The organism is Paenibacillus sp. J31P190 (assembly GCF_059692075.1).
In genome coordinates, this window is record NZ_JCAUAS010000003.1 from 387,532 (window position 1) to 411,096 (window position 23,565).

The following is a 23,565-nucleotide window of genomic DNA, read 5'->3' on the forward strand; positions in this document are numbered from 1 at the left end:
TGTCCGTCATATGTCTGTGAAGAAACGGTTCGGGTTAAATATAACGATCTTCTTTTTGGCGTAGTCGATGAGCCCTTTATCGCGCCATTTATTGAGTGTTTCTGTGACCGTTTGTCTGCTGCAGCCAATGACATAAGAGATTTCTTCATGACTGAGCGGCACCTGAACTTCAAGCTTAGCGTCCGTCTGTTTGCCCAGCTGCATGAGGAACCAGGCTAGCCTCCAAGCTACGGGGCGGGAAATGAGCGTTTCAACCATCTTCTGTGTTTGCAGAAGTCGGCGAGCTCCTAGAACGGCTACAGAATAAGAAAACTCGGCATTCTCCTTGGCCAATTCGAGAAATTTACGCCTGTCTAGCGTAATGATTTGGCTGTCTACCAAACACTTGGCGTAACGTTTCCTGGTAATGTTCGTCAAAATTTCCGCATTTCCGAATACTTCTCCCTCATAGCGTAGAAATAAGGTAATCCCTTGCCCCTCTTCAGAGGACTGGGAAATCTTAATTAATCCCGACTCGACATAATAAGCACCGCTCGGTTGATCATTCTCTTGAAAAACAAACTCGTTTTTCCTGTAGGTTTGGATAACCCCATGTTTACGAAATGCTTCAATCATGACTTCCTTGGTAGGGTCCTTCTCCTGAAGATCAGCAAGTTCATTCAATTGGTCCATATGTGAAAACCCCTTTGCCAAGTTCCTTTTACGCTATGTTTTAATGTTGAGTATTCCGATGTGTTATAGTTATATTACCACATGATAACATGTTAGAATGTCGGATTCCCGACAAATACAAAAAATTCTTAGACTATGCACGTCTAAACGCAAAAAGAGACCCACAGCAACGGGCCGTGGGTCTTAAGGTATATATATTTTAAAGGGGGTCGAGTTCTATTATAAGCCTGTTTCATTAAGCCCAGATGAATAACACATTTCTTTTTGATTACAAATTATACTTTTATGATAAAAGGGACAATGAACACTTCATTATGATGCTGAAATTGACCCCAGATTTTGTATATGCCACTCTTGGGAAAGTGGATAGTGAAAGCTGCATCGGGCCCGGAAGCATTCGAATCATTCGGATGCACATGGACGAACTCCTTCGCATCTGAACTTATAGCCACCACATGACCAAGACTGCCTAGATAAGGCTGCAAATCAGTTACAGGCTCTTTCGTCACAGCACTTCTAATGGCAAAGTTCATTTTTAAATCCATCCCAGCCATCAAATGGTCGAAGGAAAGATTGACTTCTTTGTCGCCGACTCTTTTCGTAAGATTCGTATCAGGTAGAAGTTTTTCTTCTTTCTTTTGCTGCCCGTTAATCGTGACCCAGTGGGTTTGAATCGTCTCCCCCATGCCTTGCGGCGTAAAATCGGCGATCAGCTGATAGTGGCCACCTGCCGGGAACTTTGTCTTGATTTCAAATCGTCCTTCACCGACGTATTCGGGATGAAGATGGTCAAAATAGGTGAGATCCTTGCTGACAACAATCAAGTGCAGCAGCTTTTCATGCATGATGTCGAATTGATCAATCGGTTTATTCCATTTATTTTGGATGAGAATCGTCACAGATGCATCCTCATTAGGCAAATATTGCTTCGACGCGACTGAAAAATGAGCAATCGCGTCATTTGGATGGACATGTGTTGCAGGAGATGTAGTCGGCATCGGCATCCCCATCATGTCATGTTTTGAGGGCTGCGTACCGCATGCGGTTAAAAGGAGTGTCATACTTATAAGGACAATTTGCGTTGTTTTCATTAGCTTTTTCTATGCACAATTGGAGCCGCGAGAATGCTTAACCCCAGTGAACAGAGTCCGCAGATGAACATCGTCCCTCCCCAAAGCTCCGGCGCCCAATCCAATGTATGATAAATGCTCAAATCCGCAAAGTATAAGCCCCAGATTAAAACAGGAATAAGAAAGAAAACAACCTTATATCGCCAATCGCTCGCTTCCCTCTGTTTAATAGACCTAAACATCAAATCAGCAGCAATCCCGCTAATCAATAAAATCACAATAGATCCGTATTGAGAAAAGCCATCCAGTATCGCCATTAGCACCGCTTGGAAAACAAAGAAATAAGTGACGGTACCGAATGGTAGCTTCCATCTCCTTATAACCAGCATGACAGGTAAGACTAACAGCATCGTTGTAATCAGGAAATCCACGACGGCTCTTGCGACCGCATCTTCTTCCCTAGCCATCCATAGATTTTGACGGAATGACCAAGCATACATGAGAAAGAAGGCCATGACAGCAAAGGTTAACGCAATCGAGGTCAAAGCAGGCAGCAATTGGCGAAAGGTAGGTGAGACCTTATCTTCAGCGTGACTAATCGCACGGTACGGACTGGTCAGGATCATAAGTGCACCTGTCAACAAGATCAAATGTGTTGGGCTTAGCAATGCTTCGATATTCTTCTCAATTCCAAACACCGTATGCCAATACATATCACCAAGGCCGCCTAAGAAAAAGATGATGACTCCTGCTACGCCAAGCTCGTAACCAGTCGGGATCGCCTGCACCCAAGTTACATGATTAGCCTTAGATTTGTTCTGATAAGTCAGATAGAAAATCCACACTGCGCAAGCCAGATATCCCGAATACAAAATGGCATGCCAAGGCGTGAAAAAGGTTTCAACCGCACCATGGTTATGAGCAAAGCCGTCAATAAACAAACCAATGATAAGCCACATCCCCATCAACATCGTGATCGTATGCTTGAAATTACCGATATTCGCTTTCGATTGCGGCATTGGTACCAGGACTGACAAACCCATCATCTCCTCAAATTTGTCTCTTTACACATATTATATGTCATAGCTAATGACATAGACAGGATAATGGATATGAGACCATGCAAGGCAGGATCTACGGCAACACTTTAACGGAATAATGGCATCAAGATCGCTATGGAGAAAACCCAGCACAATACGTTTGGTTTAGTTGTTTGTTTACAATTTATTAAATGATTTCCCCTTACTTTACGGTTGACTTCCTTTTATTTATGAAGCAAATTATGTATAGGACATAGGGAGGATTGTGGACAATGAAACCTATCAAAGCGATTATTTTTGATTTAGACAATACGTTGCTGTGGGATGAACAAAGTATAAATGAAGCCTTTCAAGCAACCTGCCAAGCAGCCTCTGAATCAGCCAACGTTGATCCTAAATCACTTGAAAGTGCGGTACGAGAGTCATCTGAACACCTATTTCGTACAATTGCTTGTTATGAATTTGCCAAAATGATTGAGGTTACTCATTTGGAAGCACTCTGGGGACGCTTCGATTCGAAAGAGCATCCATCCTTTCTGGAACTGGAACAGTTCGCCCCTATTTATCAGAAGGAATCGTGGACACAGGGCTTGCTCAAATTAGGTATCGATGATCCCTTATTAGGGGAGAAGCTTGCCGAGCGATTTGCTCGTGAGCGAAGAGAGCGTCCCTTGGTTTATGAGACAACTTTCGAGGTCTTGAATGCTTTGCATCACAATTATCAACTACTGCTAATGACGAACGGCGCTCCAGACCTGCAGCAGGAGAAAGTAGACAGCATTCCTGGTTTAGCGGCTTACTTTGATCATATTCTTATATCCGGCTCCTTCGGCAAAGGGAAACCTGATCCGACTATTTTTGAGTATGCCTTGAATTTGCTTGGTACCACTGTGGAAGAAACTATCATGGTTGGCGATAATTTAGATACGGATATTAGAGGGGCGATAGGGGTTGGCATGCGGAATGTTTGGATCAATCATCATAACCGCACGGCGCCGATTCACAATCGCCCAAGTTATGAGATCGCTACATTACCTGAACTGCTGGGTATTTTGAAACCTGAATAGTGTTAACGAAGGATGAGCTGAGGTATGCCGCTTCATGTGCTACACCCACTAATTGGAGCAAATACCTCACTCACGTTCTTCTAAAGCACTGATTTTCCGCCAAATAACCCGTTTAGGGTCGTGCTACGGCTGACTCAGGAATTCCGTCGACTACAGAAGAAGTTTGTTTTGGGTTTGTGTGTTTATTAGGGTGATATTGAGTTTGTTTTTAGTTTGTGAGTTTGTTTTGCATAAGAAGAATAGATGTCCAAACTTATTCTGTTGGACAATATCCAATGGAATACCATAAAGGAAGTGTTCATAAGCAATTCCATTGGAGGAAATACAATGTTTTTTCCGAAAATGGCTCGTGAGTAGGCTTAAGAGAAAATCCCATTGCATATTGTCCAATGGAATCATGTATTCACGAATAGCATGTTGAATTTCATTGGATTTCCTCCAATGGATTTAATCCTATTAACCCCAACCGCTCAAGCTAAGTGCTGCTCTTGGAACACATATTTCTCTCCCAGCTAAGTACTTTAGAGGCTCTTGAAGAGGAATTTTATTTTTGGAGATACACAAAAAGAGCCTATCGATTTCATCGACAGGCTCCTTTTTGCTATCTCTCTCATAAGTGTCTCTTTTTAAACATAAGGCAAATTCAACTCCGCGCTGCTGCTGATCCCATCATGCAACGCCTGCCCGCGAAGGACCAAGTAAAGCTCCGCTTTCGTTGAGTTATAGTAAGGCAGTACGAATAAAACACCTATTCCCAGTGCTATCGTTCCTAGAATAAACCAACCAATAAAGGAAAGATCCAACACAAACATCTTCCACTTCTGCCCGCGTGTCATTTGATTACTGAGATCAACAGCTCTCTTCATCCCAATCCCAGGATTGTCCGCCAAAATATAAGGCGTCATGCTGTATGCATACGACTTCACGATACCTGGAATAATGAGCAGCAAAAACCATAAGAAGTTAAGCAGGCCGCTCCAAAACATACCTTTAACAATTGCAATGTAATTGCCTTTCGTAAACGAATACACGAGATAGTTCATGTTTACATCATCTTGTGCAGCTTGTTTAAAATATTGCTGTACGCTCACTTTTAGCGGAGATACAACGAAGATATTAAAAGCTAACGCCACTAGTCCAATCACGGCTGCCAAAAAGGCAATGATAAGGATAATAGCAAGACCTGCTCCGTCGGAGACATCACCCATTCCGCCGCTAAACCCGGGAAGACTCATCGATGTACTTCCACCCGAATTATATGAGCAGCTTGATACCCCGCCACTAACCACGGCCAATACCAAACTAACCAGAAAAGCTTTCCAATACGATGTCCGCAGAACGTTCTTGGCTCTGGTCTTTAAATCTCTACGCGTCCAATACAAATTATTTCCCCCTAAACTTACTATATTTACCACTACCCATCGTACAGCATAAATCAGAAAAGCGATATACCCTCAGGACACTTCGCTATTCCTTTTTATTTCAACAGCTTTTGCGCGACGATATAACCCGATCCTCCATTGATCCCGTGCCCTGGCCAGGTAGCCGCACCCAACATATATACGTTTGGAATTTCTGTTTGATGACTCGGCTGCCCCGGTAGGGGGCGAAACAGGTAGCTTTGCGCCAAATCATGCGCCCCGCCATACGGATCACCTGGGCCGGAATTAGGATTAAATTTGGCAATCGTGTCTGGCGTGACAACGGCATGGCCAATAATGGCACTCGGGATATTAGGGATATGCTTGCTTACTATCGAAAGTACTCGCTCAGTGAAACGCTCTGTAAGCTCTGGTGTCCAACTGCCATCACCGACATCAATAAGACCAGCGGCATCGCCGCGAGGACGGCAAGGTACCTCGAGCACCTGAATACGCATGATAGCCTTTCCTTCAGGAGCACGAGACGGATCCAGATTCGTGGAACAATCCACAGTGAAAGTAGGCTTGGCTGGAAGCAAGTCCGCCATTCCTTGTGCAATGGCTTGTGTGAATCCATCGAGCCCATCCGTTAGATGCGGCTGGCCGACCTTAGTAAAGCGAGCATCTGGCCATTGCGGCGGTTCACTCAGAGCAAGATGGATCTGCACACAACCCCTGCCATAGCGGAACCGCTTCGCTTGTTCACGCAGCGGAGTACTAATCTCAGCATCAGCCAAAAGTGAGAGATATAGCCGATCTGGACTTGTTGATGCAACGACGGCATGCTTCGCCCGATACTCCTCTCCCCTTGAAGTCTGCACACCAACTGCGCGTCCGTTTTTCACTACAATTCGCTCCGCCTCCTGTTCCGTGAGGATGATACCGCCTTGGTCCTGAATGAGCAGGGCAAGTGCTTGGGCAAGCTTTTCGCTTCCACCTTCGGGAATTGGCATTCCCCCTCCCATTAAAGCCATTGCTGTAAGAGGCACCCAAATCCCGCTGCCGACTTCATCAGGCGTACGCCCAAGATGAGATACCCACGGTGCCAACATAGCTCGAAGTACAGGTGATTGAAAGGAACTTACGGTATTGCGAGCGGTTGAGAAGATGGATGCCGCAAATTCGGAGTATCCTTTACTTCCCTTATTATGTAAAAGTTTCTCGATGATAGTTGAGGCTTTGGAGCGTGATAGATCCAAATTAAATAAAGCAAAAACATCCGCTGCATAAGGATTAAATGCCTCGAACATGGCCGCTAAAGCAGCTCCATCGCCAGGAGCAAGTCGTTCGGCCTCTGCAATTAACGCCTCGAACGATCGTGAGAATACAGCCGTTTGCCCGTCCTCCATGGAGACTCCAGTTGGCAGGTCCGTGTTTAAATAGCGTAACCCGCGGGCCTCAAGAGCTTCGCCAAGATCGGCATAGGCCGGACCTGTCAATAGAAGAGGATGTGCCGCAGCATAGACATCATGCTTGAAACCCGGTAAAGTGAGCTCCTCCGTACGCAGGAAACCGCCTGGACGATCATTTTTCTCCAGAACGAGCACACTCCTCCCAGCGCGTATTAAATAGGCAGCCGTAATTAAAGCATTGTGGCCACTCCCAATTAGGATGACATCGAACGTTTTCAACTCCCAATCCCTCCTCACATTGACTTCCATCATGGATAATACTAACCGAATGGCTGTGAAAGGTTTGCCTCTTCTTGTCGACAGATTCAATCCTATTATCCATTCGCTATTTTAATACGTTATAATAGATTTATCTTAAAATAAGAGGGACAAATATGACGGAATCACAACGTATCAACTGCATAAAATGCCAACATTTCTACATTACATGGGATGCCAATTTCCCTAGAGGTTGCAAAGCATACGGCTTCAAAACACAGACAATGCCCAGTCTTCGTGTACTTTCTTCTTCTGGCAAGCCCTGTATGAACTTTGAACCTAAAGCGGACTCCAAACAGCAGCAATGAGAAAAAAAGAGGCCACCCTAGGGCGCCTCTTACTTCCTTCTATTAGATGATTTTATAATCAGGTTTCACCTTCGTGAAATTCGGATTCTTCCCGCTAACCATCAGACCCATTCCCCAGTCAAAATGTGTATTTTCGGTCGGAAAATCACTGGCATCACGGTATTGGAACAATACATTCCTTCTTGTTCTAGAGCTCTTATTCGACTCTGAGCCGTGAATGGTCAAGTAATTGAAGAACAGAACATCCCCCGCTTCTGCTACGCAAGGCGTCCCCTCATTAATCGGATATTCCTTATGATTCAAATAATAAGAGCCTACATGTGGCAAGGAGCCAGTGCGGTGCGAACCCGGAATGACACGCAGGCAGCCGTTCTCCTCATCGGCGTGATCCAGATGCACACTTGCAGCTAGCATGGAATGCTTTTCGTGCGGAAAATAAGGGTAATCTTGATGCATCGGGAAAGCTGCGCCATTCTCTGGCGGTTTAACAAGCATTTTGGAATGGTGCAGCTGCACGTTTGGACCAATAATTTGCGTCAGCACAGCAGTCATATTCGGATGAATCACAGCTCGCATAAACGCAGCATCGTGATAATGCACATCATGAAAGCCTTTTAAGACAAGCTTTTTCAGCTCCGCTGCCGGAAGAAAGTCCCCCTGCCATTGTGAATTATGATCAGCCTTTGATTGTGCAGCACGGCTAATGATCCCCTCTACACCTTGTCTCATTTCTTCAACTTCCTGTTGATTGAAAACTCCCTTAACGAGCAAATACCCATTTTCTTTATAAAAATCTACATCTTTTTGTTCGATCACAGGCCATTCCTCCATTTGTCTCATTGATATTTATTCGCTTTCTTATTTATAATTATAGGAAAACCAATGGATTCTGTCTTTTTCTCTAAAGGACACCTTTTTGCAGAATAAGGACATTTAAATATAAGGATGAAGCCTATGTATCTATGTAAAGAAACCGATTCCATGCTTAATGAAGTCCTAAACGTCATTCACGGACCCGCTGCTTGCTTCAAAATTCAATATTGGGGAGTTAACCCTTGCCTGTTCGATAATCAGCCCCATAAGCATTCTTTCTTTGAGGTTTGTTTTATTATTAGTGGTGAGGGTGAGTATACGGAAAAAGGTGTTGTCTATCCACTCAGGGCAGGTACACACTTTTGTTCGAGACCGGGGATTAATCATCAAATTCGTACGAAAGAGGGCTTATTTATAGTTTATGTCGCATTCGAATTAGATGAAACACTGAGCGACGATACGATGCGTGAAGCCTTCAACGATCTAGCTGAGCATGCCGAGGTTTGCATTCATGAAGCTGACAATCACCCTACTGCTCACTTGTGGAAGTCACTTTTGATCCAAGAAGGGAAAGGGAGCTTGCCGCCTGCTGCGATTCCCTCGCTTGCTTACGCACTTCTAGTATCCTTTCTTTCATTATTCGGAAAAGACATGACTAAACCTTACTTTCACCGTAAAAATACACATATTCTGCTGCAGCGCGCCAAGCTTTATATCCGTGATAACTTATCCCAGCCGCTTCATCTTGGACATGTTGCTGGTTATCTCAACGTCTCAGAACGTCATCTATCCCGCTTGTTCTCTGAGGGCATACATGAGACTTTTACTGACTTCATTCGAAGTGAACGCATACGTCAAGCAGCCCACTTGCTTCTGACAAGTGAGCTTTCAATTAAAGAAATTGCCGAAGTCACCGGCTTTTCTTCTGTCCATTATTTTTCTCGTACTTTTATGGAAGAGAAGAAACTGCCGCCAGGCAAGTTCCGCCAGCAGGAAAAGAATCGTTTGTAAGCTTTGAACAGCTCCAAAATTTGAATGAGTACCTTCCAGCAACATTGCTAAAGGGTTATGGGCTAACATGTTTACCATTGTTGTAATTACTATAACAATTCGCACTCCCAAAGGCTATTTTGCAACTTGAAGTTGTAGTTCGTGCAACATTTCGAGCCCATTTGTTGCAAAATAGCCTGTTTAAGCTCCGATTGTTGTACTTTATGCAACAACAAAGGGGAAGCGGTGGGAACTTGGCAGCAATTGTTGCACTTTCTGCAACAACATTCTACCGTGAGTACGGATTCATTGATAAGCAAAACAAATAGATTCGAAGAAGAAAGAAGAAGAGAAAGAAAAAAAATAAAGATGGACTACCCACACTCCACGTGGTATCTTATTGGTATTAAATAGTTTCGAATCTGGTATTGAATGGTGGTCCTGCTTGCATGGAAAAATCTCCGCTTGTCAAAGAAAAACTGATCGAACAGCTGCGCCATCAGATTCAATCCTTACAAACCGATCAACTTGTTAAGATTCCTTCTGAGCGTGATTTGGCCGAAAGCTTTGATGCTAGCCGAGTCAGCGTACGTGCTGCGATTAAAATTCTCGCTAACGAGGGCTTATTGGTCCAACTGCGCGGCAAAGGAACTTATATTGTCCCTTCTGTCCTCTTAGACACATTATATCTATTGTGCTCTCGGGATATTAAAGGAAATGACCCCTTCTTTACGAATTTCCTTGTTGAGATTACCAACTTGGCTGCCAAACAAGCCATTAAGATCTCTATGGTTAATCCTGAGCATCCTATGGAATCTTCTATTCCTAGTCCGCTTGTTATCATCGGTCAAATCGATGACGAGACATTGGATGAGATCAAGTCAGCATCCGGGCAGTTATTTGCCATTCAACGTTATGCACATCGTGATGATATCATCCAAATTTATTTTGATGACTATCGCATCGGCAGCAAAGCAGCCAAAACACTTTATGATAGCGGTCACCGTACCTTCACCCTTCTTGGAGGACCTGATAAATACGACTCGTCGCGCTTAAGGAAACAAGGCTTTCTAGAGTATTGCCAGCAGCAAGGTGTCCATGTAGAGGTCTTTACCGAGAAAATGAATTGGGAAGGCGGGCGGCGAGCAGCTGACACTTTGCTTTCAAGCGGTCTTACAGATGCCGTCTTTGCCGTCAACGATTGGATGGCTGCTGGATTTATTCAAGGCTTGCGCGAAAATGGTTACCAAGTCCCAGCGGATGTTTCCGTTATCGGATGTGATGATATTCCACTCGCTGCGCAAATTTCTCCACGACTTACGACTTTTAGTTTGGATGCTAAGCATTTAGTTGAAGAGCTGCTTTCAGCGATTCATCGGAACCTTTCCAATCAGACTGATTCTAGGGAACAAATCGTACTTTCGGCTGCTTACGTTAGTCGCGAGTCGGTTGCCAATATTAAACAGTTAAGGGAGTAGATACTCACTATGGCCAAGCTGATTATAAACGCGGATTCACCGAAAGGCACGATCGATCGCAATATTTATGGTCATTTCTCTGAGCACCTGGGACGCTGTATTTATGAGGGAATCTGGGTAGGTCTGGATTCTCCGATTCCGAACACGGAAGGTATGCGTAACGATGTGATCGGAGCTTTGAAAAAACTGCAAATTCCTGTTTTGCGTTGGCCAGGCGGGTGTTTTGCCGATGAGTATCACTGGAAAGACGGCGTAGGTCCAGCTGAGAAACGTAAGCGGATGATTAACACACACTGGGGTGGTGTCTTGGAAAACAATCATTTCGGGACACATGAATTTTTGCGTTTATGCGAGCTAATTGAAGCGGAGCCTTACATTAGTGGAAATGTTGGAAGCGGTACCGTAGCTGAAATGTCCGAATGGGTTGAGTATATGACTTTCGATGGCGAGTCACCCATGGCGAACTGGCGTCAAGAAAATGGGCGTGAAAAACCGTGGAAACTTACCTATTTTGGCGTAGGTAATGAAAACTGGGGTTGCGGCGGTGACATGCGTCCGGAATATTACGCTGATCTTTATCGCCGATATGCGTGTTATGTACGAAATTATGGGGATAACCGTATTTTCAAAATAGCATGTGGTGCAAACAGTGCCGACTACAACTGGACGGAAGTATTAATGAGAGAAGCTGCTAAGCATATGGATGGCTTAAGTCTTCATTACTATACCCTTCCTACTGGGAATTGGAAGGATAAAGGCTCCGCTACCGACTTCGGGGAACTAGAATGGTTCCAAACCCTTGAGAAAACCTTATTTATGGACGAACTCATCACACGCCATGATACCATTATGACCAAATATGATCCTGAGAAACGAGTTGCCCTCATTGTCGATGAGTGGGGAACATGGTTCAATGTAGAGCCTGGAACGAATCCTGGCTTCTTATATCAACAAAATACGATGCGTGATGCGCTCGTCGCTGGAATTAATTTAAACATTTTCCATAAGCATAGTGATCGTGTTCGCATGGCAAACATTGCTCAGGTCGTCAATGTCTTGCAATCTGTCATATTAACCGAAGGCGCCGACATGCTTCTTACACCTACTTATCATGTCTTTGATATGTACAAGGTTCATCAAGGTGCTAGCCTCATTAGCACTCATGCAGAGAGCCCATCATATGAGATGGATGGTAAAAAAATCGATCAACTCAGCGTATCCGCCTCCTTAGATACGGCTAACCAATTACATATTTCGCTATGTAATCTGCACCATTCCGACCAACTCGAAGTAAACTGTGACGTTCGCGGACGTACGGTGGGATCAGTCGCGGGTCAAATTCTAACTTCGGATACCATACAATCTCATAATACCTTCGACGAGCCTGAAACAGTAAACCTAACGGATTTCACCAATTTCAGGTTTGAAAATGATCAGCTTATCGTTACACTTCCTGCCAAATCTGTTGTCACGCTTCGTCTTTCTTAAGGAGCATATCCAATATGGTAATCCATAAAATGGAAGATGCACCTGCATGCAAAGGTTGTTCCGCAACGGTACATGTGACACCTGAAGAGATCGCTAAGCTTTTCGGCGAAACGCTCAAAGTACGTAATCTAAAGCTGACTACGGAAGAAGAGTATGATCGGCGGATCGCGATATGCAATGGCTGTAAAGACTATCAATTCGGTACAACATGCCGTTGGTGTGGTTGTCTCATGGCCATCAAGGCCAAACTAACGGCTGCCCGTTGCCCGGCTCCGCAAGGGAGCAAATGGTAGCTCATTTCATAACAAAGCTCGCTCCCCTTCTCAAAATATAAGGGGGAGCGAGCCTTCTTAATTTGCGCTACTACGGCTGTAAACCAAAGGATTTAACGCAGTTGCCGCCACATCGCCTGGTTGAATGCCAGGAAACCACGCTTTCAAATCGTTCTCACGCGCTTTACTATCTGGCTCGGCTACTCTCGTTCCGTCGGCATAATAAATCACGGTCATCACTTTACGCATGGTGTCCGTAGGGTTGCCAGGCGCGCTGTGCAGTGTCCACCCGGAGTGGAACGTTGCATCGCCTGCCTCCATGGCGCCATGAGACATCGTTTCGAAGCCTTTGCCTTCAATGTATCCGGCAAGTGTTCGGTGAGATTCGTCGGAGATGACCATTTTATTAATGTAGCCCATAAGATGAGACTCCGATGCAAAGGTCATAGATCCCACCTCTTGGGAAATGGGAACTAACGGCATCCACATGGTAATCGTCTTATCTGTATCTAGCGGCCAATAAATTTGATCTTGATGCCACGGTGTATGGCCACCGTGAGGTTCTTTAAACAGGGCTTGATCATGATAAATTCGTACCCCATCCACCCCCATTAAATCAGCTGCGATTTTGGCAAATCGTTTTGCTAGCACGAATCTCCTTATCGCTTCACTTTTCTCCCACAGATTTGAAATCTGGATAAAGGCTTTACCATACGTATCTCGCTGCTCTAGCGGCTTATCATGCTTATTCAACTCTTTCACCAAGTGACTAATAATAGGCTCGTAAGAAGCGATTTCTGACTTAATTGCCACCTGTCTAAGAGCAATATGTCCTTTTTTCTGATAACTTTCTTTCTGCTGCTCAGACAATTCATAGTTGTCTTCCATGGAGGGTAATTCATGACTATTATTGGTTTCCGGAAGGCTCATTCTCTGCTCACCTCATTGTATAATTATAGCTTTATTATAGGAGGCAAATGGTGCAAAATCTTTGTCAAACAAGGTTTTATTATTGTCAAAAACAACTGGATTTGATGTTCCATGAAGTACTACAATAAGACATAAGAAAGAATTATTGGTACAAGAAAGGATTCTGCATGCTCACCGAATTATTGAAACAACATGCGATTGTTCCTTTTGTTAGGCAAAGTGAGTTTGCTGTTCGTAAGCCGTGGTCATATCCGGAGCGAAGGCTGCTTGATTACCTATTCGTTTATGTTCAAGAGGGCACTTGCTGTTTTTGGGTAGATCATAAGAAGTATATGTTTCAATCTGGTCAATTCTGCCTCGTACAGCCGGGAAGCTTACTAACACTCGAAGGACTGACTAACACAGTTACGCCTTTTATTCATTTTGATTTATGTTATAATTCCGAACGTGAAAAAAGCTTCCCCACCCGACCCGGTCAGATTGATTTATCAGCTTATATGAACCTGATGCAGCCAACAATCAACGATCTGTATGGGATTCAAATGCCGGTGCATGTCCATCCGTCTAACCCTTCTAAATTGAAAGAAACGCTTTTTCAGGTTATTGAGTATGCCCAGCAACAGGATCTGCTCATACAGCTGAAAACCCAACATCTCGTTACGGAAATTATCATTTCTCTACTTGAGACTTACTATCAGGCGACACAGACACCTGTACATTCGTTCAACTGGATTACTTCTTACTTTTCCAATCATCTAAGCGAACCCATTTCATTAGAGGACATGGCGAATCGAGCCAGCCTTTCTGTTTCCAGATTCAGTTTCATGTTCAAGCAGCGATATGGCATCTCGCCTCACCAGTATTTAATCAACATGCGGGTTAATCACGCCAAGGAACTGCTCACAAACACAGATCTTAGTCTCGAATCTATAGCACTCTATTGCGGTTTCGCTGATTTACACCATTTTTCTAAAATGTTCAAGAAAAGAACGGGCTCTACACCTGGTGAATATCGGAAAGCTAACAAGAGCATTTTATGAGAAAACCTCTATCGAAGCCATTTAAGATGAGCGACCGCGTTTAGATGTAGTTTTTATCGCCAATAGGAAAGTCATTTTCCGGAATAGAAAACTTATACTTTCCTATATGGTAGCACAAGAAAATCCCCTTCCTCCGATAACATATCGAAGAAGGGGATCCTTCATTTCCCAGGAAATAGTCGAAACTAGTCGAAATAAACGGCTTTCCCTGTTTTGGCTGATTCATAAATGGCTTCTAAGATTTCGGATACGACACATGCTTGCTCAGGAGTTACAACCGGATCTGTATCATTCTCGATCGCTTGAATCCATAAGCGCATTTCTAAATCCGGCGCACTTTCTGTTTCACCATCGTAGAAGGCTACGCCGCCAGCATTCAATTCAACTTCGGTCGTGTACAAACGGCTGTGCTTCTCACCATTAATGCGAAGACCGCCTTTCATATCAGCGCCGCCCTCAGTTCCGCTAAGTGTACATTTCGCTTCATCCACTTCAAGTGTATTCAGCGCCCAGCTCGATTCTAGAATAATCGTAGCACCATTTTTCATTGTAATCATACCAAACGCGGAATCCTCAACAGTGAACTTCGAAGGATCCCAAGGTCCCCAAGCATTAGCTGCATTTTCTCGTTGGGATAATTTATGATAAGAAGTACCCAGTACGACCTTCGGCTCATAGTTGTTCATCATCCACATCGTTAAATCAAGTGCATGCGTACCGATATCGATCAGCGGGCCACCGCCTTGCTTCTCCTCATCAAGGAAAACGCCCCAAGTAGGTACTGCGCGGCGACGAATCGCATGAGCCTTAGCGAAATAAATCTCACCCAGCTCGCCTTCCGAGCACAAATGGTGCAAATGCTGGCTATCGCCACGGAAGCGATTGTTGTAACCAACTGTCAGCTTCTTACCTGTACGCTTAGCTGCTTCCACCATACGGCGTGCATCTGCAGCTGTTTTGGCCATCGGCTTCTCTGACATCACGTGCTTGCCTGCTTCTAATGCAGCAATCGTGATTTCCGCATGTGAATCATTTGGCGTACAGACATGAACGATGTCAATGGAACTGTCTTTCAGAACCTCGCGGTAATCTTCATAAACGCGAGCGTCTTCTTTGCCATACTTAGCAGCAGCTTCCTGCGCTTTTTCAGAAATTATGTCACAGAAAGCAACCATCTCTACATTCTTTAATTTGTTCAAACTTGGCATGTGCTTGCCATTGGCAATACCGCCACATCCAATAATTGCTATACGATACGTTTTTGACATGATAATCCTCCTTAGATATGTATAACCGTTAGGCTTCTCACAATTGCTCATAGCTAGTACTATATAAGAGTATAACAAAAACCCACAAAAATAAAATTTCTGATCTGGCGAAAATTGTATGCAATTGTGCCATGATGGAGGACCATATATGCTTATTAACGAAATTTCCCGCAAACTTGGCATCACAGCCAGAGCAATTCGCTTCTATGAGCAGAAAGGACTATTAACTCCTGCAAAGCAGAAAGAGAATGGCTACCGAACCTATACGGAACAAGATGCGTGGAGACTACAAACGATTATTTCTCTAAGGGAAGTCGGAATGACACTTGAAGATATTCGTCAGACCTTAGCACAAACTGATTTAAATCAACAAGAGGAAGTGCTAAGCGCTCTGCAAATGCAGCGTTCGATGCTATTTCAACAGTGGACAGAAATGAAACAAATTATCGGAACCATGGATCAGATGATCCAAGCCGCTCAAGGAAGCAGCAAACTGCCGACTGAACTGCTTTACGAGCTAGCCCAGCAAAGCAAGGAGCTGCGCGACCTAAGGGGAAGCTGGCGCGACCATTGGGATTTCGATCGAAAGGCCCTACAGTTTGACGAGCTGCTGCATCCTGCTTCCTCGTTTGTAGATGTCGCAGAAAACGGCCTACTGAACGACATCGAGATGAGCAGCCCTCCTGTATATACAAGCTACGAAGCAGCTTTAGACAAAATCGCCCAGCTTATCTCTCCTGCTCATGGCCTTAAGGGGCTTGATGTAGGAACAGGTACCGGCAACTTAGCCGGCAAGCTGCAGCAAATTGGCCTCACCATGTCCGCGATCGACCAATCCAAACAAATGCTCAAGATTTGTGCGGCCAAATATGCTGACATCGAACTCAAGCTAGGCAATGTTCTGGCCATTCCATTCATGGACGGCACGTTTGATTATGTTGTCAGTTCGTTTGCCCTTCATCATCTGACAGAAGCGCAAAGGGAACTCGCATGGGGTGAAATGATGCGGGTATTGAAGCCTGGCGGAATCGTGTGCTTAGCCGATTATATGATGCAAGATCGAAATGAGGCAGATGTCTTTCTTGCCAACCTCATCTCGACTAAGGCAACCAAGCTGCCTATGATGCATGAGCAGGTCGATCTCTACATGACGCATACCCATTTAACAGAGTGGCTGCTCTCTCATACAAGCCAAGTTAAATCGGAGCCATTGGGGAACAGCATTTACGTTGTTTACGCACAAAAATGAGCCTGGGCCGCTGTTAACCAGCACCCAAGGCTCATTATTTTTTGATCATACTTGCTACCAGCTTGTAGCCAACGCCACGAATGGAATCGATTTGAACAGACTGTTGATTCATTTCCAACTTCTTACGAAGCGAGCTCACATGAACATCTACGGTTCTCTGACCGCCAATATAGTCGAATCCCCAAACGATATTCATTAGATCGTCTCTTGTTACGACGACACCCGGACGCTGCACGAGATAAAGCAGGACCTCAAACTCCTTCGGTCTTAACGGAATGGAATCCCCATTCAGGACGACTTCATATTTCTCCGGATAAATGAACAATTCCCCCGCCTGAATCACTTTCTCATTGCTTTTAAGTTTGTCCGCTGCCACTTCCTCCGATTGTGTTCTTCGCAGAACGGCAGAGACGCGGGCAAGCAATTCCGCCACCCCAAAGGGCTTCGTTATATAATCATCAGCACCGTGCTTAAGACCTTGCACCACTTCATCCTCGGCATTGCGTGCCGTTAAAATAATAACAGGTGTGCTGTTTCCTTTCTGCCTTAACTTCGCCAATACCTCGAAGCCATTCAGTCCAGGCAGCATGATATCCAGAATAATTAAGTCGTAAGTCTGCTGTAACGCCTCTTGAAGTCCATCGCCGCCATGGTCGACAACTTTCGTATCATACCCGTCCTGAGATAGATTGTACGATAGCAATCGAGCTAGAGTTGGCTCGTCTTCAATAACTAGTATTTTTTGTGCCATGGGATCCCCCGCGTTTACAGTATATTTACATTGCACAACCTCATTTTACCACATGATTGTAAAAACAATGTAAATGTTTCATCATCGCTGTGTAAATTAGTGTATAACAGGCAATTCAATCGTGAACCTCGTACCGACGCCAACCTCACTATCGACCCGAATCGTTCCTTTATGCAGCTCAACTAAATGTTTCACAATCGATAATCCTAATCCCGTTCCGCCTGAGCTTCTGGAGCGCGCTTTATCAACACGATAGAATCTCTCGAAAATTCGAGGTAAATCCTTCTTCGGTATGCCCATACCCGTATCCGAAACAATTAACCGCAGCCGTTCATAATCCCCATCAGCATTCATATCGAGTGGTTCTACACGCACTTTCACTTTGCCGCCATCGTGGGTGTAAGCAATGCCATTGGAAAGGAGATTGATGATAATTTGCCGTAACCGATCTTCATCCGCCTCGATATATATATCGTCATCGACCAGCATACTTAGTTCAATATGCTTCTTCTCCGCTTCTTTTCGTAACACACTTAACGATCTCTCAAGAAATTCAGGCAAGTAAATTGGCGAAAAATTCATCGGAATCCGCTTTGATTCAATTTTGGATAACTCTAGAATATCCCCTATTAATCGATTCAACCGCTCACTCTCATCAAAAATGATTTGTAAGAACGACACTGCCGTTTCCTTATCGTTAAGCGCACCAGCCAGCAGCGTTTCGGCAAAGCCTTTAACCGCGGCAATTGGCGTCTTTAACTCATGCGATACATTCGCGACGAATTCGCTACGCATCCGCTCAAGTCTGCGTACAGCCGTAATATCGTGAATAACGATAAGAACACCCGACCATTCCTCATCTTCATGGGCAATTGGACTCAAATGAATATCAAGAATTCGCTCTGCCGGATAATAGAAAACCATCTCATCGCGAATTGGATCTTGTGTCTCAATACATTCTTGTATCAACTTTGTAAATTCATATTGCTGCTTCGCTTCATTATATTTCTTCCCTAGAAGCTCCTGTGAGGAGAAACCTAAAATGTATTCCGCAGCAGGATTTAAAAGCATGATCCGCTCTTCACGGTCAATCATCATAATGCCGCTCATCATATTTTCCATAACGCCTTGAAGCCTGCGTTCATTTTCCTGAATCCGTGCCATTTGCTGCTGCAAACTTTCGGACATGCGATTAATCGCCTGACCCAGCTGTCCAACCTCATCGTTACTGTAAGCCGGAACGCGAGATTGGTAGTTCATATTCGTAATTTGCTGGGCTACTTTCGTCATCTTCTCAATGGGGTGAGTAATCCCTTTGGCAATCCGATAACTAACGATTCCTGCGATCAGGAACAAAATGATCAACCCAGAAATCAGGAAGTACCATAGGCTGCGAATCGAATTCCCTACCTGTTCCAAACTCATAGAAATACGTAGAAAACCTGTTGTCTCCTGCGCTTCATTCTTCACTGGAATAGCGGCATAAAGCATATTTTCTTTCAATGTATCGCTGTAACGCGTAACGTAGCCGACTCCATTCGCTGCTGCCGAAGCAATCTCCGGTCGATTCAAGTGATTGTCCATCTGTTCGGGCCTTTGATCAGAGTCACCTAATACTTTGCCATCGGCTCGAACATACGTCAATCTCTCATTCGTTGCTTCTTTAAGGCGTTTGGCTTGATCAGAATAGTAAGACATCAACTCTGCATCGGTACCTTTTCGGTTCCAATCACCAGTTGCCGTAATGACTTGGAGCTCGCGCTCCATATTATCTTGTAAAGAATTAATGTGAGAATTCTCAAGCACCTTAGCCATGAAAATGCCCGCAATCAGCATGGAACAACCAATCAATAAAATCAAAATAAAAGTTAGTTTGGCACGGAATTTGGTCATCTGATACTAGCCTCCGATGTGGTTCAGTCTGTCCATTTCATGGGTGAAAACAAAAAGAAAAGAGCTACTCTACATAGTAACCCTTTCTTCCGTGCCTAATCCAGTATTTTTTTTGTAAAGATGAAGGTTAAGTGCACCGCTTAGAAAATTATTTGAAAACAGGCTCTTTCAGAGCTGCCAGCTTCTCAAGTGAATTCTTCTCTACGTCAGCATGTAGGCTGTTGCCGTGTGAATCCATCGTTACGATAGCAGCGAATCCTTCTGTTTCCAAGTGCCACATCGCTTCAGGAATTCCGAATTCCATGTAATCAACGCCTTCAACCTTCTTAAAGCACTGTGCGTAGTATTGCGCAGCACCACCGATAGCGTTCAAATAAACGCCGCCATGTTCTTTCAAAGCTGCTAACGTTTTTGGCCCCATTCCGCCTTTACCAATGACTGCTCGAATGCCAAATTTCTTGATAATATCACCTTGGTAAGGCTCCTCGCGGATACTAGTCGTTGGTCCCGCCGCTTTAACGTGCCATTCGCCAGCTTCATCCTTACTCATGACCGGCCCGCAATGATAAATCGCAGCCCCATTGAGATCAACCGGCGCATCATGATCCATCAAATATTTATGCAGCGCATCGCGTCCTGTGTGCATCGTACCATTGATGACTACGACATCACCGACTTTGAGGCTGCGAATTTGCTCTTCCGATATTGGCGTTGTCAATACGATCTCACGACGCTCTTCTTTTGGCGTATTCTTAGCTTCTTCTGCACTCGCTTCGAAAGCCTCTTGGAAAGAAACCTCTGTCCCTCTTGGATAAGACCAGCCATTGATTTCGCCAGTTTCCGCATTCAAGACTACGCCTTGACGACGGAAAGCCCAACAGTTGTATGCCACAGAAACGAAGAAGCTTGCTGGCAAACGGTTCATTACGCCAACTTTACAGCCAAGCAGAGTCACTTGACCGCCGAAGCCCATTGTTCCAATACCAAGCGTATTGGCATGCTCCATGACGTACTCTTCGACCTTGCGCAGCTCCGGATGTGGATTCACATCGTCAACATGACGGAATAATTGGTGCTTCGCCAGCTCGTACCCGCTTGTACGGTCGCCTCCAATACCTACGCCGATGAAACCAGCACTGCATCCTTGACCTTGCGCTTGATAAACCGCATGCATGACACATTTGCGAATGCCGTCAAGATCACGTCCTGCTTTACCTACACCTTCAAGATCAGCAGGCAAGCTGTATTGAATATTTTTGTTCTCACAGCCGCCGCCTTTTAGAATCAACTTCACTTCGATATCATCACGTTCCCATTGCTCGAAATGAACAACCGGCGTACCAGGCCCAAGATTATCTCCGCTGTTTGCACCTGTAAGAGAGTCTACGGAGTTCGTGCGCAGCTTGCTGGCTTTGGTTGCATTAGCAACCGCTTCTAAGATTTGCTTCTTCATGATAATTTGGTTTGCCCCAACCGGACAGTGTATAATAAACGTTGGCATACCCGTATCCTGACAAATTGGGGATACATTGCATTCCGCCATATGGATGTTATCCGCAATGCGGGATAGAGATAACGCAGAACGCGTGCCTTTGTCCTCATTTTCCTGAGCGGCTTGTACCGCACGGCGCACATCACCGGGAAGGTTAGTGGAAGTTTCGACAATCAAATCGTAGACGCTTTGATAAAAATGCTGCATGACTAGGTCTGGCTCCTCTCTCAAATACACACATAATAATAATTACAAACTATTATAACATACCTCCCATGAAGAGTTCGACGGTTCTTGTGAGGAAAACAAGGAGATTCACTGACATGTACAAAAGAATCGCTGTTTCGATTCTAGTTAGCCTGATTGGGCTCACCCTTTTGCTTACGCCGCTGCAGGCTAAGCGTTCAGAGGATATTTACTACCAGGACCAAGTGGCCGTTCTTATGTATCATCATGTGCATGAAAAGGACACCAGCTCTAGCACAATTACAAGCTCGCTTTTTCAAAATCAGCTTCAATTCCTGCTTAGCAAAGGCTATCATTTTATTTCCTTAGAAGAGTTCAAACAGTACATGGAGGGCGCTACCGTCCCATCGAATGCTGTCCTGGTTACGTTCGATGATGGCTATCAAAGCTTTTACACAGCGGCCTATCCGATTTTGAAAAGCTTGCGAATTCCTGCTGTGAATTTCGTTATTACCAATGACTTAACGAATCCGCTGGGGTCCTACATCCCTTCCATGTCGAAGGAACAAATCAGTGAGATGACGCATGCCACGAACTTTATCGATATTGGCTGCCATACCAACAATCTTCACCACAAGCTTCCCAGTGGTGAAGCAGCGCTGGTAGGAAGATTGGATGCGGAGAGCGATGATGCTTATACGCAGCGTGTTTACAAGGATACGCAAGCTTGCATCGGCAAGCTTGCGGACTTAACGGATGCGCCGCTCGACACGTTGGCGTACCCATACGGCATCACGTCGCCGGCGGCGACAGAGCAAGTAGCGAAGGCGGGCATCCGCTATGCCTTCACGATTTCGCCAGAGATGGCGACGCGAAGCGCTGATCATCTGTTGATCCCGCGGATCAACGCGGGCAGCCCCGGCATCACGCCGGAGCTGCTGCACCGCTCGATCCAGCGCCGGGTCTTGGCGCAGCCGGACAGCGCCCCGCTGCGCGTGGACGCGTCTGCTGCCGCAGCGCAGCTCGGCGGCAGCGCTGTAGTGGAAGGCGGAGCGCTTCGCCTCCGCCTCGGGCAAGAGGCATTCACCCTGCAGGTGAATGCGAAGGCAGCGACGCGCGGAAACGCGCGCGTTACGCTGCGGCAGCCCGTGCTGCGCGAGCACGGGCTGGTCACGATCGCGCAGGATGATCTTGGCGCGCTGATCGGGCAACCGCTCGTCTACACCCCGGCCACCGGGAAGGTGGCAGTGAGGGTGACGCCGAGCGTCAAATAAGCCGTTTTGTTTTACTTTAATAGAAAGAGGAGTTAACCCGATGAATCATCACTTTTTCGCTTACTTATATCGACTTAAATATATTGATCGCTGGAGTCTCATGTGGAACATGCGCAGAGAAAACGTAGCAGAGCATTCTTTCTATGTTTCGACGATTGCCCATATGTTGTGCACCATTGCCAATGAAGTATATGGACGCAACGTGCCAACGGATCGCGTGGTATCCATCGCATTGTTCCACGACGCTTCCGAAGTACTAACGGGGGATATTCCCCAGCCTGTGAAGCATAACAATGAGCAAATACTGCGGAACTTCCGTGAGATCGAAGATGTCGCAGTCGAACGCCTAATTCAAACGATTCCACCTGAAATCAGCGGTATTTATCGCAGCTTAATTCAAGATCCAGACCCTGAGCTCTACCGCTGGGTGAAAGCTGCCGACTTGCTCGAAGCGTATATTAAATGCTTAACCGAGCTCTCCACCGGCAACCGAGAATTCGTCGTCGCGAAGCAGCAAATTCTGGAAAGCTTACAGAAAATGAACATGCCAGAAGTTGATTATTTCCTCGAGCATATGAGTGCATCATTTGAGAAAACATTAGATGAAATCACATTGGATTAATCGACGCACCAGAGAACTCTTTAACATGATCCGAGTCCCGCAAATGCAGAAAGAGCATGTCATCCAGAAGATGAACATGCTCTTTCTTTTCTGTTTCCTTAAGCTTACGACAGCAGCTGCGGATTCGTCATAATCAGTACAGCCACGATAACAGCGATGGCTGCGATCCAGCTGAAGGTTTTAATTTTGGCAGCATCAGAAGCTGTGCTTTTACCTGCTTTGCTATTCGCAATCAGCTTTTTGATTCTACCACCGATCATCCCCGTAATTGCTCCTACAATCAGAAGAAGAACAATAGAAGAGATCATCCATAGGACGGACGGCTTTGGATCCACTTGACTGATCATTGCGCCACCTGTAAGGAAGGTTACAATCAGTGAAAATTGACCAATGCGATTGATCTTAGCTATCACGCCGACAAAACTCTCTTGAGCAGCTCCAGACAAGGTTGCAGCTCGTCCCACTAAGAATGGGAACATGACATAAGCACCAAGCAATAAAGCACTAACGACATGTAAAAAAATCATAACTGGATACATTTGGACAACCTCCGCAATTTTATGTATTGGTT

Annotated in this window: 21 protein-coding genes; 9 read left to right on the forward strand and 12 right to left on the reverse strand. The window is 45.2% G+C overall.

Translation table 11 applies throughout. From position 1 onward, the window contains the following. Positions 1-6 precede the first annotated feature (6 nt). The 3 genes from AC58U0_RS08845 to AC58U0_RS08855 all read right to left on the reverse strand — a co-directional run bounded on the left by AC58U0_RS08845 (position 7) and on the right by AC58U0_RS08855 (position 2,779). Complete coding sequence (locus AC58U0_RS08845; protein ID WP_497378632.1) at positions 7-672, reverse strand: Crp/Fnr family transcriptional regulator; 666 nt, start codon at positions 670-672, stop codon at positions 7-9. 275 nt (positions 673-947) lie between these two features. Next, positions 948-1,670 carry a DUF8832 domain-containing protein gene (locus AC58U0_RS08850; protein WP_497378634.1) on the reverse strand — a complete coding sequence of 241 codons (723 nt, stop codon included), beginning with the start codon at positions 1,668-1,670 and terminating at the stop codon, positions 948-950. A 92-nt stretch (positions 1,671-1,762) separates the two neighbouring features. Further along, positions 1,763-2,779 (reverse strand): hypothetical protein, encoded by a 1,017-nt coding sequence (locus tag AC58U0_RS08855; protein WP_497378636.1) that lies wholly within the window; start codon positions 2,777-2,779, stop codon positions 1,763-1,765. A 275-nt stretch (positions 2,780-3,054) separates the two neighbouring features. Here AC58U0_RS08855 and AC58U0_RS08860 point away from each other — a divergent pair, with 275 nt between their 5' ends. Next, a complete protein-coding gene (locus AC58U0_RS08860) occupies positions 3,055-3,849 on the forward strand; it encodes an HAD family hydrolase (RefSeq protein ID WP_497378638.1) in 795 nt (264 codons plus the stop codon). Between the two features lie 626 nt (positions 3,850-4,475). On the opposite strand, the gene AC58U0_RS08865 is transcribed toward AC58U0_RS08860, so the two are convergent. The 3 genes from AC58U0_RS08865 to AC58U0_RS08875 form a co-directional block, all read right to left on the reverse strand. Continuing rightward, positions 4,476-5,231 carry a DUF975 family protein gene (locus AC58U0_RS08865; protein WP_497378640.1) on the reverse strand — a complete coding sequence of 252 codons (756 nt, stop codon included), beginning with the start codon at positions 5,229-5,231 and terminating at the stop codon, positions 4,476-4,478. A gap of 95 nt (positions 5,232-5,326) precedes the next feature. Then, complete coding sequence (locus tag AC58U0_RS08870) at positions 5,327-6,901, reverse strand: phytoene desaturase family protein (protein ID WP_497378641.1); 1,575 nt, start codon at positions 6,899-6,901, stop codon at positions 5,327-5,329. A 389-nt stretch (positions 6,902-7,290) separates the two neighbouring features. Next, positions 7,291-8,064, reverse strand: coding sequence for a phytanoyl-CoA dioxygenase family protein (locus AC58U0_RS08875; protein WP_497378642.1), 774 nt, complete (start codon positions 8,062-8,064; stop codon positions 7,291-7,293). Between the two features lie 138 nt (positions 8,065-8,202). Between AC58U0_RS08875 and AC58U0_RS08880 the strand changes: the two genes are divergently transcribed. The 4 genes from AC58U0_RS08880 to AC58U0_RS08895 all read left to right on the forward strand — a co-directional run bounded on the left by AC58U0_RS08880 (position 8,203) and on the right by AC58U0_RS08895 (position 12,310). Beyond that, positions 8,203-9,072: a helix-turn-helix domain-containing protein gene (locus AC58U0_RS08880; protein WP_497378644.1), complete on the forward strand. Its 870-nt coding sequence runs from the start codon at positions 8,203-8,205 to the stop codon at positions 9,070-9,072. Positions 9,073-9,500: 428 nt separating this feature from the next. After that, positions 9,501-10,529 (forward strand): GntR family transcriptional regulator, encoded by a 1,029-nt coding sequence (locus tag AC58U0_RS08885; RefSeq protein ID WP_497378645.1) that lies wholly within the window; start codon positions 9,501-9,503, stop codon positions 10,527-10,529. Between the two features lie 9 nt (positions 10,530-10,538). Further along, on the forward strand, positions 10,539-12,017 hold the full coding sequence (locus tag AC58U0_RS08890) for an alpha-N-arabinofuranosidase (RefSeq protein ID WP_497378646.1): 1,479 nt from the start codon (positions 10,539-10,541) through the stop codon (positions 12,015-12,017). A 14-nt stretch (positions 12,018-12,031) separates the two neighbouring features. Beyond that, positions 12,032-12,310: a DUF6171 family protein gene (locus AC58U0_RS08895; protein WP_497378647.1), complete on the forward strand. Its 279-nt coding sequence runs from the start codon at positions 12,032-12,034 to the stop codon at positions 12,308-12,310. A 57-nt stretch (positions 12,311-12,367) separates the two neighbouring features. On the opposite strand, the gene AC58U0_RS08900 is transcribed toward AC58U0_RS08895, so the two are convergent. After that, positions 12,368-13,219, reverse strand: coding sequence for a phytanoyl-CoA dioxygenase family protein (locus AC58U0_RS08900; RefSeq protein WP_497378648.1), 852 nt, complete (start codon positions 13,217-13,219; stop codon positions 12,368-12,370). 167 nt (positions 13,220-13,386) lie between these two features. On the opposite strand from AC58U0_RS08900, the gene AC58U0_RS08905 reads away from it, so the two are divergent. Beyond that, positions 13,387-14,259 (forward strand): helix-turn-helix domain-containing protein, encoded by an 873-nt coding sequence (locus AC58U0_RS08905; RefSeq protein ID WP_497378650.1) that lies wholly within the window; start codon positions 13,387-13,389, stop codon positions 14,257-14,259. A 185-nt stretch (positions 14,260-14,444) separates the two neighbouring features. On the opposite strand, the gene AC58U0_RS08910 is transcribed toward AC58U0_RS08905, so the two are convergent. Further along, positions 14,445-15,527, reverse strand: a complete 1,083-nt coding sequence (locus AC58U0_RS08910) for a Gfo/Idh/MocA family protein (protein WP_057307299.1) — start codon at positions 15,525-15,527, stop codon at positions 14,445-14,447. A 148-nt stretch (positions 15,528-15,675) separates the two neighbouring features. On the opposite strand from AC58U0_RS08910, the gene AC58U0_RS08915 reads away from it, so the two are divergent. Continuing rightward, the gene (locus tag AC58U0_RS08915) at positions 15,676-16,776 is read left to right on the forward strand and encodes a MerR family transcriptional regulator (protein WP_497378652.1); all 1,101 of its coding nucleotides are present in this window, start codon (positions 15,676-15,678) and stop codon (positions 16,774-16,776) included. A gap of 34 nt (positions 16,777-16,810) precedes the next feature. Here AC58U0_RS08915 and AC58U0_RS08920 read toward each other — a convergent pair whose 3' ends face one another. The 3 genes from AC58U0_RS08920 to AC58U0_RS08930 all read right to left on the reverse strand — a co-directional run bounded on the left by AC58U0_RS08920 (position 16,811) and on the right by AC58U0_RS08930 (position 21,119). Next, positions 16,811-17,527 (reverse strand): response regulator transcription factor, encoded by a 717-nt coding sequence (locus AC58U0_RS08920; RefSeq protein WP_497378654.1) that lies wholly within the window; start codon positions 17,525-17,527, stop codon positions 16,811-16,813. Between the two features lie 96 nt (positions 17,528-17,623). Then, the gene (pnpS, locus tag AC58U0_RS08925; RefSeq protein WP_497378656.1) at positions 17,624-19,420 is read right to left on the reverse strand and encodes a two-component system histidine kinase PnpS; all 1,797 of its coding nucleotides are present in this window, start codon (positions 19,418-19,420) and stop codon (positions 17,624-17,626) included. A 148-nt stretch (positions 19,421-19,568) separates the two neighbouring features. After that, entirely contained in the window at positions 19,569-21,119 is a 1,551-nt protein-coding gene (locus tag AC58U0_RS08930) for a fumarate hydratase (protein ID WP_060645682.1), read from the reverse strand. Positions 21,120-21,235: 116 nt separating this feature from the next. Between AC58U0_RS08930 and AC58U0_RS08935 the strand changes: the two genes are divergently transcribed. Both AC58U0_RS08935 and yfbR read left to right on the forward strand, forming a co-directional pair. Next, positions 21,236-22,372 (forward strand): polysaccharide deacetylase family protein, encoded by a 1,137-nt coding sequence (locus AC58U0_RS08935; protein WP_497378657.1) that lies wholly within the window; start codon positions 21,236-21,238, stop codon positions 22,370-22,372. Positions 22,373-22,412: 40 nt separating this feature from the next. Then, a complete protein-coding gene (yfbR, locus tag AC58U0_RS08940) occupies positions 22,413-22,994 on the forward strand; it encodes a 5'-deoxynucleotidase (RefSeq protein ID WP_497378659.1) in 582 nt (193 codons plus the stop codon). A gap of 104 nt (positions 22,995-23,098) precedes the next feature. On the opposite strand, the gene AC58U0_RS08945 is transcribed toward yfbR, so the two are convergent. Next, positions 23,099-23,533 (reverse strand): hypothetical protein, encoded by a 435-nt coding sequence (locus AC58U0_RS08945; protein ID WP_497378660.1) that lies wholly within the window; start codon positions 23,531-23,533, stop codon positions 23,099-23,101. Positions 23,534-23,565 lie beyond the last annotated feature (32 nt).

Excerpts from the sequence above, each read along its gene's own strand:
- AC58U0_RS08845 (WP_497378632.1), bottom strand. The coding sequence starts at position 672 with ATGGACCAATTGAATGAACTTGCTGATCTTCAGGAGAAGGACCCTACC.
- AC58U0_RS08850 (WP_497378634.1), bottom strand. The coding sequence starts at position 1,670 with ATGCCGACTACATCTCCTGCAACACATGTCCATCCAAATGACGCGATT.
- AC58U0_RS08860 (WP_497378638.1), top strand. The coding sequence starts at position 3,055 with ATGAAACCTATCAAAGCGATTATTTTTGATTTAGACAATACGTTGCTG.
- AC58U0_RS08880 (WP_497378644.1), top strand. The coding sequence starts at position 8,203 with ATGTATCTATGTAAAGAAACCGATTCCATGCTTAATGAAGTCCTAAAC.
- AC58U0_RS08885 (WP_497378645.1), top strand. The coding sequence starts at position 9,501 with ATGGAAAAATCTCCGCTTGTCAAAGAAAAACTGATCGAACAGCTGCGC.
- AC58U0_RS08890 (WP_497378646.1), top strand. The coding sequence starts at position 10,539 with ATGGCCAAGCTGATTATAAACGCGGATTCACCGAAAGGCACGATCGAT.
- AC58U0_RS08895 (WP_497378647.1), top strand. The coding sequence starts at position 12,032 with ATGGTAATCCATAAAATGGAAGATGCACCTGCATGCAAAGGTTGTTCC.
- AC58U0_RS08900 (WP_497378648.1), bottom strand. The coding sequence starts at position 13,219 with ATGAGCCTTCCGGAAACCAATAATAGTCATGAATTACCCTCCATGGAA.
- AC58U0_RS08905 (WP_497378650.1), top strand. The coding sequence starts at position 13,387 with ATGCTCACCGAATTATTGAAACAACATGCGATTGTTCCTTTTGTTAGG.
- AC58U0_RS08910 (WP_057307299.1), bottom strand. The coding sequence starts at position 15,527 with ATGTCAAAAACGTATCGTATAGCAATTATTGGATGTGGCGGTATTGCC.
- AC58U0_RS08915 (WP_497378652.1), top strand. The coding sequence starts at position 15,676 with ATGCTTATTAACGAAATTTCCCGCAAACTTGGCATCACAGCCAGAGCA.
- AC58U0_RS08920 (WP_497378654.1), bottom strand. The coding sequence starts at position 17,527 with ATGGCACAAAAAATACTAGTTATTGAAGACGAGCCAACTCTAGCTCGA.
- pnpS (WP_497378656.1), bottom strand. The coding sequence starts at position 19,420 with ATGACCAAATTCCGTGCCAAACTAACTTTTATTTTGATTTTATTGATT.
- AC58U0_RS08930 (WP_060645682.1), bottom strand. The coding sequence starts at position 21,119 with ATGCAGCATTTTTATCAAAGCGTCTACGATTTGATTGTCGAAACTTCC.
- AC58U0_RS08935 (WP_497378657.1), top strand. The coding sequence starts at position 21,236 with ATGTACAAAAGAATCGCTGTTTCGATTCTAGTTAGCCTGATTGGGCTC.
- yfbR (WP_497378659.1), top strand. The coding sequence starts at position 22,413 with ATGAATCATCACTTTTTCGCTTACTTATATCGACTTAAATATATTGAT.
- AC58U0_RS08945 (WP_497378660.1), bottom strand. The coding sequence starts at position 23,533 with ATGTATCCAGTTATGATTTTTTTACATGTCGTTAGTGCTTTATTGCTT.